Origin of the sequence: Gilliamella sp. BG3 (assembly GCF_046635605.1) — a bacterium.
Classification (GTDB): domain Bacteria; phylum Pseudomonadota; class Gammaproteobacteria; order Enterobacterales; family Orbaceae; genus Gilliamella; species Gilliamella bombi.
This window is the reverse complement of record NZ_JBIDFE010000037.1, coordinates 1-13396: the sequence shown is the minus strand read 5'-3', so window position 1 is coordinate 13396 and position 13396 is coordinate 1. Positions and strand designations below refer to the sequence as shown.

The 13396-nt window shown below is 29.4% G+C and carries 11 protein-coding genes; 1 reads left to right on the top strand and 10 read right to left on the bottom strand.

Going from position 1 to position 13396, the window contains the following annotated elements; translation table 11 throughout:
* Positions 1 to 380: 380 nt before the first annotated feature.
* A complete protein-coding gene (locus ACGH6S_RS11490; protein ID WP_411578930.1) occupies positions 381 to 671 on the bottom strand; it encodes a hypothetical protein in 291 nt (96 codons plus the stop codon).
* 283 nt (positions 672 to 954) lie between these two features.
* Here ACGH6S_RS11490 and ACGH6S_RS11485 point away from each other — a divergent pair, with 283 nt between their 5' ends.
* Complete coding sequence (locus ACGH6S_RS11485; RefSeq protein ID WP_034912061.1) at positions 955 to 1221, top strand: GrxA family glutaredoxin; 267 nt, start codon at positions 955 to 957, stop codon at positions 1219 to 1221.
* 60 nt (positions 1222 to 1281) lie between these two features.
* Here ACGH6S_RS11485 and tsaB read toward each other — a convergent pair whose 3' ends face one another.
* The 9 genes from tsaB to msbA (ACGH6S_RS11440) all read right to left on the bottom strand — a co-directional run bounded on the left by tsaB (position 1282) and on the right by msbA (ACGH6S_RS11440) (position 13242).
* Positions 1282 to 1962: a tRNA (adenosine(37)-N6)-threonylcarbamoyltransferase complex dimerization subunit type 1 TsaB gene (gene tsaB / locus ACGH6S_RS11480; protein WP_411578929.1), complete on the bottom strand. Its 681-nt coding sequence runs from the start codon at positions 1960 to 1962 to the stop codon at positions 1282 to 1284.
* Positions 1963 to 1984: 22 nt separating this feature from the next.
* On the bottom strand, positions 1985 to 3895 hold the full coding sequence (locus ACGH6S_RS11475) for an ATP-dependent DNA helicase (RefSeq protein WP_411578928.1): 1911 nt from the start codon (positions 3893 to 3895) through the stop codon (positions 1985 to 1987).
* 367 nt (positions 3896 to 4262) lie between these two features.
* Positions 4263 to 5453, bottom strand: coding sequence for a glycosyltransferase family 9 protein (locus ACGH6S_RS11470; RefSeq protein WP_174799106.1), 1191 nt, complete (start codon positions 5451 to 5453; stop codon positions 4263 to 4265).
* Positions 5454 to 5474: 21 nt separating this feature from the next.
* Positions 5475 to 6428, bottom strand: a complete 954-nt coding sequence (locus tag ACGH6S_RS11465; protein ID WP_411578927.1) for a glycosyltransferase family 8 protein — start codon at positions 6426 to 6428, stop codon at positions 5475 to 5477.
* Positions 6429 to 6478: 50 nt separating this feature from the next.
* A complete protein-coding gene (locus tag ACGH6S_RS11460) occupies positions 6479 to 7468 on the bottom strand; it encodes a glycosyltransferase family 2 protein (protein WP_174799103.1) in 990 nt (329 codons plus the stop codon).
* Positions 7469 to 7557: 89 nt separating this feature from the next.
* Positions 7558 to 8538, bottom strand: a complete 981-nt coding sequence (locus ACGH6S_RS11455; protein WP_174799102.1) for a glycosyltransferase family 8 protein — start codon at positions 8536 to 8538, stop codon at positions 7558 to 7560.
* A 23-nt stretch (positions 8539 to 8561) separates the two neighbouring features.
* A complete protein-coding gene (locus tag ACGH6S_RS11450; protein WP_174799100.1) occupies positions 8562 to 9638 on the bottom strand; it encodes a glycosyltransferase family 10 domain-containing protein in 1077 nt (358 codons plus the stop codon).
* Between the two features lie 83 nt (positions 9639 to 9721).
* Positions 9722 to 11461 carry a lipid A ABC transporter ATP-binding protein/permease MsbA gene (gene msbA / locus ACGH6S_RS11445; protein WP_174799165.1) on the bottom strand — a complete coding sequence of 580 codons (1740 nt, stop codon included), beginning with the start codon at positions 11459 to 11461 and terminating at the stop codon, positions 9722 to 9724.
* 44 nt (positions 11462 to 11505) lie between these two features.
* Positions 11506 to 13242, bottom strand: a complete 1737-nt coding sequence (gene msbA, locus ACGH6S_RS11440; RefSeq protein WP_174799098.1) for a lipid A export permease/ATP-binding protein MsbA — start codon at positions 13240 to 13242, stop codon at positions 11506 to 11508.
* Between the last annotated feature and the right edge of the window lie 154 nt (positions 13243 to 13396).

Here is a 13396-nt window from a genome sequence, read left to right as displayed (position 1 = left end):
GCCCGATGCCCGATGCCCGATGCCCGATGCCCGATGCCCGATGCCCGATGCCCGATTAAGTCCATATTTTATCATAACTTTATTATTCCTCATACTTATTTTTATTGATTTATTATTATAAAATAAACAATTAACATCATTTTTGGTAATTCCAAAATGGAACTATAATGTATAATAATTCAACTTTATTTTAGAATAAAAATTTCATTTTTCACCTACTTTTTTGTAAAGTTTTGTTAAGCATATAAAAATCCTTAACCAATCGAACCACTGTATGTGTGGTTAACTTTTCCTCTGTTTATAGAATTGGTAAGGTATTGATGCTACATACATTGGTTTTTATGGTAAGTTTTAATGCATTGAAATGCCGCTGTCACAACCTATAATTTTTTCTTATCATCATCAGTTATGCGTCTTCCGCTATTGTCATACCACCAATAATAAGTCGATTCAACTTTAAACGGATGCTGTGGATCAGCATTATCTATATTATTATAATTCTCAATCCTATCTAAATTGTTTGATGTATAAGTTACCACTTTAAAATCATTAAGCGTTAAATTACCATCAAATCCGTTCACTTCACTAGATTTTATAGTACCACTCACCTCACTATAAAAAACACCGTTGACAGTACAACCATGTTTATCTGCACTCGATAATGCCACCACTTGCTGGCATTCCTAGCAATGACCAGACTTGAAGTCGCTTTTAGTATTGCATTAGCTGAACTAACTATAGCCAATTGTGATAGTAAGATTAAGCTGGTTTTGATGCTAGACTATTTTACAATAAACTTCTTTCCCCAACTTTTTGTAAAGTCTTGTAGCCACGTTAGCTTTTCAATTTCATCATTAATAGATATAATCTATTTAATCAACTATATTTAACAACTTTTCTTTAATTTAAAGTAACGTATAGTATTTATATGTAAAAAACTTATTCGAGGTGAAAATGTATACTGTAATTTTTGGGCGTCAAGGTTGCCCTTATTGTGTTCGAGCTAAAGAACTAGCTGAAAAACTTTCTCAAGAGCGTGATGATTTTTCTTATCGTTATGTTGATATTAACGCAGAAGGCATTACTAAAGAGGATCTGTCTAAAAGTGTTGGTAAACCTGTTGAAACAGTACCTCAAATCTTTATTGATGAAAAACCAATCGGTGGTTGTACTGATTTTGAAGCTTATGCAAAAGAGCATTTAGGTTTATTTAAAGAATAATGTAAACGAGTGTATTAAATTCAAGCCACCATTTGGTGGCTTTTTAATATTTACTTGTTATTAACGACCTGGTAGTTTTTTCCAAGTTACCTCGTTACGTAAATAAGTTGGTTCTACTTGCTCAACATTAACTACTTCATTCTTTAACCATTTATTCTTAGCAAGAACGACTAGATCCTGTGCGTGAGGTAATAAGATATCACTCTGTCTTATTCCTTTAATCATATCTGGATAAGTTTGCCAACCAGAGCCAGCACAATAACTATCATTACCTATATTTTCCACTTTTTCTATTACTTTTTCAGGTGCAATAACACATTCTGAAATAACTGTTTGCCATTGATTATTGCTGTAAGAGTATTGTCCTAAATAGACTTCACCCATTCTGGCATCAATTGTAGCAATGACTTTTGTGGCTTTTTGTGTTCGATATACACCTTGAGCCAAGGTCATCAACGTTGAAACTCCTATCATTGGTTTGTCAATGCCTAATGCTAAACCTTGTGCAACACCAATGCCAATTCTAACGCCAGTAAAACTACCAGGTCCTTGTCCAAAGGCTATGGCATCAACTTGAGCTAGTGAACAATCTGATAGTGCAAGAAGCTTATCCACCATTGGTAATATTTGTTTAGTATGATCGCGTGCTGATATGATGAAATCATGAGTGATTTCATTACGGTAAATTAAAGCTACCGAACATGCTTCTGTTGAGGTATCAATAGCTAAGATAGTACTCATTTCTTTTCCAAAATATTTAAGTTTATAAGTTAGTTTTAGATAATAAAAAATTAATAACTTTATTTACATCTCGTGTTCTTGGCGATGGAGGTAAACTATTAATAAAGGTTGCGCCGTAAGGTCTCATAACCAAGCGATTGTCACAAATAATAATTGCTCCGCGGTCATTATGATGGCGAATTAATCGACCTACACCTTGTTTTAAAGTAATAACAGCTTCAGGTAATTGCACATCATTAAATGCATCTCCACCTTGCATTTGGCAATCCTCCATACGAGCTTTTATTAAAGGATCGTCTGGAGATGTAAATGGTAATTTATCTATAATAACACAAGATAAGGTATCGCCCCGAACATCAATACCTTCCCAAAAACTACTGGTAGCAATTAATAAGGCGTTTCCGCTATGTATAAATTGCTCAAGTAATTTTACTTTGCTTGTTTCACCTTGTACTAATACTGGTAATTTGGTGAGTTCTTTAAACTGTTTTGCTAAAGCATTCATCATGGCATAAGAAGTACATAGGAAGAAACAACGACCATTGTTTGCTTCAATAACTGGCAATAATATATCGACCAATTTTTCAGCATTACCTTGTTCATTAGGAGAAGGAATATAACGCGGAACACACATGACAGTTTGATTTAAATAATCAAATGGGCTTTCTAAAATAAGGGACTCGGCATTTGTAAGACCAAGGCGCTTAGTAAAATAATCTAATTTATTATCAACAGACAAGGTTGCCGAGGTAAAAATCCAACTACCTTTACGTTCTGCTAATAGTTCAGAAAATTTATCGGCCACTGATAATGGCGTTATCGCAAAAACAAAATGATTATAAATACATTCATACCAATAACTAAATCCAGTTACATATGTTTCACTTAATTTTTTTAATAAGCTGATGTATTGATTTACTCGTTCAAAGCAGTTATCTAATGCTGTAGATCGCCCTATTGCCAACATTAAAACCTCACGACAAAAATCTAATGCATCATAAAGATAAGATAACTCTTTTTTTATTGCTTGCTGTTTGAATAACACTCGCAAATTACCTTTAGGTGGTTGCTGATTAATTGCAATACGCAAATCTTGAACACTTTTTTGCAATTTATCTGCACACTGCTGTAGCTGAGACATATCTTTTACTTCAGTGCGATAGCTAAGTGTTATCTCTTTTGCAAGTTCTAGTAGCTGACGACTAGTTAACTGTTGTCCAAAATAGTGACAAGCCAGATCTGGTAACTGATGGGCTTCATCAAAAATCATTACATCAGCCTTAGGAATAAGCTCACCAAAACCTGTATCTTTTACCACAACATCGGCTAAAAATAGATGGTGATTAACAACCACAATATCCGCATTTAAAGCACGCTTACGAGCCTTAACAACATAACAATCATTATAATGTTCGCAGTCACTTCCAAGACAGCTTTCGTTTGTACTGGTCAATACTGGCCAAATTGGGTTTTCTTCCGTAACAGTTATACATTTGCTAATATCTCCATCTTTGGTTTTAATTGACCAATTTTTGACACGAACTAAATCAACACGTAAATTTTTATCAAGATCTCCGGCAGCTGCATATTGATTATACAATCGTTCTAAACAAAGATAATTCGACCTACCTTTAAGAAGAGATATTTTGCCAGTGTAATTTAATGCTTTTTTTATTATTGGTAAGTCTTTGCTGAATAACTGTTCCTGTAAATTTTTAGAGCCAGTTGAAAGTATTACTTTTTTATCACTACGCAGTGCGGGTACTAAATAAGCAAAAGTTTTACCTGTTCCAGTTCCAGCCTCAACAACAAGAGCATGCTGTTTTTTTATTGATTCAGAGACTTTACTTGCCATATTGCGTTGTGGCTCTCTTGCCACAAACCCATCTATAGCCTTAGCAAGTAAACCATCCTCTGCAAAATCATCAATCACTTAAATATACCCAATAAAAAGCTAAGTTCAACACACCAATAAAATTAAGAAAATATATTCTAAGAAAAATAAAATGTTATGAAAATATAATGACTCATTTCAAAAATGAGATGAATTTATTATTGCTGAATTGAATAATTAAAAAAACTTAATATACTATATCAATTAATATTTTCAAAATATAGGTATCTACAAAGCATAGTATATTAACTACTTGAAACTGCCAGATATAGCATAAAAATTAAAATTTGAGTTTTTATTTATTACCAATTTTATTAACAGTTAATTAAAAATAAATTATTGCATCATCCTCTTTTACAATTATGATCATCACAATATTACTATTTTGTATATTAATTAAGTGAATTTATCCTAAATAAGGTGATATACATCTGCTAAATTCATCATTGTCTACTTTTGCTAAAAAAGTTTTATAAAATACAATTTGTTTCGCATTCGGATTATTAGGAGACCAAATTTGATCATAACAATATGGTATTTCTACTAATAGATTATTTTTTTTCAAATAGGAACTATCTACCAAATTATTACACGTTTGTCGGTAATAGTCTTTCCATTTTTTACGCATTATTAAATTAAAATCGTCTGTTTGTTCAAATAGATTTGATTCTGAATAAATGGTTAAACATGGTTTATTGAATGCTGCTGTAATATGCACTATAGAAGTATCAACAGTAATAACATATTCAGCTTTTTTGATTAAAGCAATGACATCTAAAATGGTGTTTGATTTAAATATTAATCCTAAGTCAAGTTTAACATTTTTAAGTTTATTGGGTTCACCAATAAAAATAATTTTATGATCTGGTTTGTTTTTTTTCATGAGTGAAACAATATGCTCCATTTGCCATTGAGACAATTCACGCTTTCTTGCTCCACCAAAAGGGTTAATAATAACAAATTTATCTATATTATTTTCTAATATAAAATCATCAACATTTTTTTTATTATTATCTAAAGTATAAAGATCATAGTTTTCACCATAATTTTTAATGTTCATATACTCATATATTTTATTTAATTGATTAGTAATATGAACATTATTATAATAAGGAATTGAAATATTATATGATTTTACATTACTTTTATTAAACCCCATCAAATGAGTTGAGTTAGTAAATGCACAAAATATAATTTTACGCATTTCAAATGAATAAAATGGTCTTGTATCAATTACTAAATCAAAATGATGCTTTCTGATTTTTTGTATAGTTTTAAATAAATCCTTTAATGAATAATCATTATAACTAAATGTTTCTATAACATTAGGATTATTTTTAAGAATTTCTAAACTTGATTGTTGCGAAGAAACATAAACATCATAACCAGCTTGAGCAAGATTTTTTATTAAAGCGGTAGTTACAACCATGTCGCCAATTTTATCATTACGAGCTATTAAAATAGTTTTTATTTTTGACAGTTCAAATATCGTTTTTCTTTTAGGAAAGAAACACATTAGAATTTTATTTAAAAAGTTAAAAAAATATAGTTTTATTTTTTTTCGAATAAACTTTAATTGCCAAGAAAAATGACTCATAACTAGAATTCCTATGATATTTTATTTCTTTTTTCTGTATTTTAATAATAAGTATTGAATGAAAAATTTTATTCCTTTATAAAAGTCACCTTTTCTAAAGAATGATTTCGCATATATACGATAGTCATTAACTCTCATTCTAGGTAGATAACTTTCTAAAGGTTTATTAGCCCATGGTGTAAAATGCTTATAAAATACATATAAATTTTGTGCTATTCCTTTATGTTCTTGATACCAAGGTTTTCTAGCACCAGTAAAGTGGATAAAAAATGGTAGAATATCTTCATTATCAAAGATTTTATTCTTTTCTGTTTCAGTCATCCATGTAAATAAATAATTCCATCTACAATCAATATACTTAACTTTATTTTGAAGAATAAGATTTAAGGCATCCTGATCAGGGTAAACAAGTCTATATTGTTGCGGATTTAACAAAACTAAATTAACTTTATTTTCTATGTCAGAATCACACCAATTTTTTGTATTAATATAGAGAAAACCGGAATTAAAATAATTATCTGAACTTAACTCCAAACGAGTAATATTTTTTTCAATATTTTTTGAAACTAGAGAGTCAGAGACAACAGCACAAACCACTGAATCAATATCAATCTGATTAATTAATGATATATCACGAAAACATAATATATCAGCATCCAAATATATAAATTTATCAACTTCATTCTTCAGTAATCGAGGCACAAGAAGTCGAATATACATTGATCGATTGATATGCTGTAATTGGTGTTCAGTTTGGTATTTATCTAATTCATTGTTTTCAATAAAATAACTTTTAATAGAAACATTCAATTGTTGTAATTTATGAACAGCTTCTTTTGGAACATCATAAAGAAATACATGAAATTGAAGATGGTTACCTAAATTATTTAATTGAATTGATTTTATTGCTATAGCTACATATTCGAGATAATTACCATCAGTACAAAAGGCTATATTTATCACTTCATTTTTCATATAAATTCCTTGTTATAGCATTAACAATAAATTACTGTTTATATATTGAGTTATTTTCCAGTTTCACGCCTGATATATCGATAGTACAAACTACCCCAAAACCAAATAACTAGACAATTACTTTTTATTATATTCATTTTTTTGATATCACTTTTTGGTAAGTACTTTTTATTTACCAATTTCATATCACTAGTAAATTTAAGATCTTTATTTAAATAATAATAAATTTTTTTATAATTAAATTTTTTTAAATATTCAATAAGAAGTCTTACTTTTAATTTAATTACTATAGATTGAACTCGCTGGTGAATCTCTTCTTTGTCGTTTTTATTGTAATTATGCTTCAAATAAAACTCAATTCGTTCCCAAGTTACTATATTCTGTAAATATAATTCAATAGTAGCAATTGAATTTGTTACTGATTTTTCTCTATATAAATAGTTGAATAAATGTTCTTTAACTACAGCAACTTCGCATTGGCTTATAGCTTTAATAGTAAAAAAAATATCTTCACAAATTTTAAGATCAGTATCAAAAGTAATATTTTTATCGATTAAAAAAGAACGCTTAATTAGCATGCCTGAAATATGAAAACTTTTTTTGATAAAACTATTAAGTATATTTCCCTCTTCAAAAGGTAAATATTCTTTAATACTTTCATTCTTTTTTACTCGATAAAAACCACAATAAACAATGTTAAAATTGGTTTGTTGTTGGCGAATTAACATTTTCTCAAAAAAAGAAGATTCATAAGTATCATCACTATCTAAAAAACAGATAAACTCACCTGACGCATATTTAAGAGCATTATTTCTGGCAGCAGACACACCACTGTTATTCTGATGATAAACAATAATTTTAGCATTTTTTTGTTGGTATTCATCTATAAATATACCTGTGTCATCAGTTGAACCATCATCTATAATGATTATTTGATAATTTTGATACGTTTGCTCTTCTATTGATTTTAATGTTTTTTCAATAACATCTCTTGTATTGTATGCTGGTATAATTACGGATATAAGAGGAGTATTATTCATATATGCCTTTAGTAACTTTTTAATTATAAATATATTGATTATCTAAAACTACTTATTAGGATAAATATAAAAAAATGATCATTGTTTGATTATTTTTTAAATAATTTATGTTTTAAATATAACAAGTAGTAAAGAAAAGCACAGATATATTTTCTTTGAGTGATTAAAAATTTAGCATAACGTCTGGTTGTAGATGGGGAAAGATTATTTGCTAAGGCTAGCTTGGCTTGATACCAAGGTGAGCCATCAATAAAATTTTGATAAATTGATGTCAAATAGAGTTTAAACCAAGGTTTACTTCCCGAAGTATAATGTATAAAAACTGCACCCTTTTCAGCTTTTTGCTGATCCTCATGGCCGCCAACACTTAACAAAGTAAGACAATTATATTTTGTGGGTAAGTAATAAATATTATTACTTAATAAAATATTTAGCACATCCTGATCGGGAAATTTATAAGCAATCCCTTCATTTAATAAATTAAGTGCTTTTTCTGTGATATTAGCCTCATTCCACTTTTTCAAGTTGTATAACAAAACTCCAGAATTAAAATAACTACCATACTCAATTTGAAATTTTTTACATTGGGAATTTTGTGTATTTTCAACATCAGGTACTGCAGCAATAACTTTACCAGCTATATTTAAACTAAATAGTTCATCCAATGATGCCAAACATAAAGTATCACTATCAACATAAAGTAATTTAGTAACTTCTTTAGGAATAACTAATGGAGCAATAATTCGCAAACAAGCAGAAATAGGAAAATATTTTGTATTGTTAGCGTGAATCTTAAATTTATCATTCAGATAGTATTGCGTTATTGAAACATGATTTGATGAAAGCTGTTCTATTTTACATTTATTATCATTTGATACGTTTTGCATAAATAAATGAAAATGTAATTTTTTATTTGGATTATTGCTAATAATAGAATACATATTAACGCCAGCTGGTAAAGCATAATTATCATCAAAGCATAGCAAAATATGCCATTGTGTATTAGTATCATTACTTTCATTATCAATAATAGTTTTTTTACCTTCTATGAACTTAGTTACATCTATCATCTATAATAACCACTTTGAATTATTTAAAAATAACCTTCTATATATGTTTTGTACATATAGTCTTCATTATTACTAAATTGTTGAACAGTCATGAAATTTTTCATAATTGCGTTTTTTCTGGATATATAATCAGCTTCTGAACATTGTTTAATAATATTTTCGATGTTATCAATTTCGCTTTCTTTAACTCTAATGATACCATCTTCATCGAAAAATTGATTTATTTTACTAGCACCTATATAAATAGGCACAGTTTGTGTGGCAAAACAATTTGTCAACTTTTCAGTAAAACAATACCCAGATATTTCATTTTCAAACACAATAGAATAACGGTAATCTTTCAATGTTTCATAAGGATTAACAAACTCTCCACCATCAAAAGTTCCAAAAGTATCAACCTTAGGATGATTTTTTAATTTAATCGCAGTTAAAATTCTTTTTAGATGCAATTCACATAATTTTTTATTTGACGATAATATTGAGATATCTTTATTTTTTTCATAAAACAAATTTTGTTGAAATATCTCATCTAAGTTCGGTAGCATTACAAAATCACCAGAAAAAAGCTTTATATCGGCACAAAAAGGAACAAATCTTGCATTAGGTATTTCATTTAGAAGTTGTTCATCATAAGTAAAAATCAAATCAAAATCTTTTTCTAATCCACTATATTTTTGAAATATCTCATAACTATCAGGCTTTATACCTTTAGTTTCAACCAAAGCACCAAAACGGCCTGTTGGAGATCCCATTGTCTCCAACATACGTCCATGAGTATAAAGATGCAATGGAAGTTCAAAATTATATTTATCCCAATATATCAGATTACTTGTTTGTGAAGATGCATTCGGTTTGTAATTATCCCTTAAAAAAATAACTCTTAATCTTTCTCCCTTTTTATTATAAATTTCAGGCTCAACAGGACATAATCGAACATTATGCTTATAAATAGGAATATAAATATCTTGATATACTTTAGCTTTCTTTTTAGACAAAATATACGGTGGAGTGCTACCATACTTTTTGGTTAGAAAATATTTCTTTTTTTTATCTTTCACAAATAAACAAGCACAATCTGTAACAATTCTTTTAAAACTCATGTAATATCTTATCTCCTAAATTGCCTATATTCTATTGAGTTTAATAATGATTAATGAACTATTTCTTATAACAACATTACAGCTTATAAATGATTTGCTTGATATAATTTATTATAAACACCATCTTTTAGAAGTAATTCATGATGTGTTCCCTGTTCTATAATCTCTCCGGCATCAATAACTAGTATTTCATCAGCATTCTCAATGGTTGATAATCGATGTGCAATAACAATTGAAGTACGCCCTTTTTGTAGTTCAGAAAGCGCTTGTTGTATTGCATATTCCGATTCAGTATCTAAGGCTGATGTTGCTTCATCTAAAATCAATATAGGATTATCACGTAATAGCGCTCGAGCAATTGCTATTCTTTGCCTTTGCCCTCCAGATAATAGTATTCCACTTTCTCCCACTTTAGTATTAAATCCATGCTCACTTTGCATTATAAAATCATAAGCGTAGGCTTTTTTTGCAGCTTCTTCTATTTGTTGTTGTGTATATTCACCAATTCTTCCATAGGCAATGTTATTAGCAATTGTATCGTTAAAAAGATGAATGTTTTGTGATACTAAACCTATTTGATCACGTAAACAATGTAATGTAAAATCATTAATGTTATGTCCATCAATTAAAATTTGTCCTTTAGGTACATCATAGAAACGAGTAAGTAAGCTTGCTATTGTCGTTTTTCCTGAACCGGAGCGACCAACTAAAGCTATTGTTTTTCCTGAAGGGACAGAAAAACTAATGTCTTTAAGAGCTGGCTCTTTTCTAGTTTCATAACTAAAAGTAACGTGATCAAATACAATATTTCCTTTTACACGATCAACACTAATAGATCCATTATCTTTTTCTAAAGGTTGTTCAAAGATTGCAAATAAAGTTTGACAAGCAGCCATTCCTTTTTGAAAATTTGCATTAACACTGGTTAAATTTTTAATAGGTTGCATTAATGCTACTAGCGATGAAAAAACGACAGTAAATTCTCCAGCTGTAATATTTAAATCAGGATCACTTGCGGTTAATAACACAAAAGCAATAGCAAATGAGATCACCAATTGTATTATTGGCGTTGATAGTGCGGAGATAGAAACTAAACGCATTCCATCACGGCGAAATTTATTGCTAACTTTTTCAAAATTTTTTGATTCTTCATTCTGTGCACCAAAAACAATAATTTCCCTATATCCCTTTAGCATTTGCTCAACTGCCATGGTGACATTTCCCATAGAATTTTGCATGTTTTTTGCCAATTTTCTAAATTTTACTGAAATAAAAGAAATTAATCCAATTACAATAGGAGTGACAACAAGTAAAGATAGTGATAATTGCCAACTATTATAAAACATTGTATAAAATAGCCCACATATAAAAGCTGATTCACGAATTATTGTAATTAAAGCATCCGATGAAGACGCTGCGACCTGATCTGTATCATATGTTATTCGCGACAATAACCTTCCTGTTGAGGATTGATCGTAAAAACTTACAGGTGCATCAACAAAATGTGCGAAAAGCCTTTGTCGAATGCGCATGACAATTTTACCAGAGATCAATGCTAATAATACAGAATAACCATAATTAGCAATACCACGAATAAACACTAAACCAAAAATATAGATAGGTGCCATATATAAAAACTCTCGGTCATTCATTGAAAAACCAAGATCAAGTAAAGGGCGTAATAGGCCTATTAATGAAGTATCGGCAAATGCACTAATTATTAACAAAATTATTGATATAAATAATACTAATTTATGTTGAGCAATATAGGGCCATAACTTAGTAAAAGTACACCAAGTTGAAGAGTCCTTATCAATATTGATACTTTCTTTATGATTATTTTGATTCATATTCATTATTTAATATATTATGATTTGAATTGCATTTTATGCATTAAGGCATAAATACCATTTTGTTCAATAAGGCTATGATGATTACCATCTTCTACAATTTCACCATTATCAATGACTAAAATTCGATCCGCTTTTTCAATGGTTGATAATCTATGAGCAATAACAATCGAAGTCCTATTTTTTTGTAAAACTTCAATGGCTTCTTGTACTAACCTTTCAGATTCATTATCTAGTGCTGAAGTCGCTTCATCCAAAATTAAAATTGGATTATTACGTAACAAAACTCTCGCAATAGCAATGCGTTGCCGTTGTCCTCCTGATAATAAAACACCATTATCACCTATTTCCGTATCTATTCCATTTTCTAGTTTATTTATAAATTCCATGGCATTAGCCAATTCAGCAACCTTAATTATTTCTTCTTGGCTATGTAATCCTTTTTCACCATAAACAATGTTATCTGCAATGGTACCATTAAATAAGTGCACTCGTTGAGAAACATACCCTATATGATTTCTTAATGACTTTAAGGTATAATCTTTAATATTAATACCATCTAAAAGTATTTCTCCTTTTTCTAAATCATAAAATCTTGGAATCAAACTTGCAATAGTTGACTTACCTGCACCTGATCGCCCTACTAAAGCAACCGTTTGACCAGCTTTAATTTTAAAATTAATATTATTAAGTACAGATGTACTGGTTGTAGGGTATTGATAGGTCACATTTCTAAATTCAATATTTCCAGTTATATGATTTGCATCAATTGTACCTTTATCTTCTTCAAGTGGAGCTTCTAAAAGCCCGAACAATGATTCACACGCTACAGCACCTTTTTGTAATTCAACATGTAGACTTGTTAACTCTCGCAAAGGGCGCATTATAGCTATCATTGCTGAAAAAACGACAGTAAAAGAGCCAGGAGTAATATCTAAACTCCGACTTGCAACAAGATATAATATTAAGGCTAGACCTAAAGTTGCAATCATTTGAATGATTGGTGTTGATAATCTTGAAACCATTTCAATCTTCAACATATCTCGCCGAAAAATATTAGTAATTTTATTAAAATTATTTTTTTCATACTCTTTAGCATTAAAAATTAAAACATCTTTATGGCCTTTTAACATTTCATCAGCCGAAGTTGTTATTTCACCCATACCTTTTTGCATTGACATTAATGTTTTTCTAAATTTTTTTGCAATAAATTGAGCAACACCAATTATTAATGGTATAAGAAAAATTAGCACTAATGCCAATTTCCAACTGCCATAAAACATAACAAAACATAAACCAATCGCATAGGTTATTTCACGAACAAGAATAATTAAAGCATCGGATGAGGCTTTAGAAAGCATCTGAGTATTATAGGTAATAATGGAAACAAGATCTCCCACAGAATGTTTATCATGAAAACTTACAGGACTTTTTAGCAAATGATTAAATATCATTTGCCTAAATTTAGTTATAACTTTACCAGATAACCATGAAAGACAGTATGTAGAAGCATAATTTGACAATCCACGTAATGCAATCAAACCAATAATTGCTATAGCAATGTAAACTAACAAAATGTAGTTTTTATTCATTAAACCATTATCTAGCAACGGTTTGGTTAGAGATATTAAGGTCGAATCTGTAGCTGCATTTAACAAAAGCCCTAGTATAGCAACAAATAAAGCTTTTTTATATTGTTTGACAAATGGCCATAGTTGTATAAGCGCAGTCAAAGAATTATATTTTTTGGGCATAATAATTTTTACAAAATAACAAATTTTATAGATTATACTATAAAAAAGCCGTATTGATTAAATTATTGAACTATTATCTGATCCTCGCCAAAAAAGTGGACAAAAGTCACCTCTATGATATAAACAAAAATCATAGGAGACAAATATCATGGTC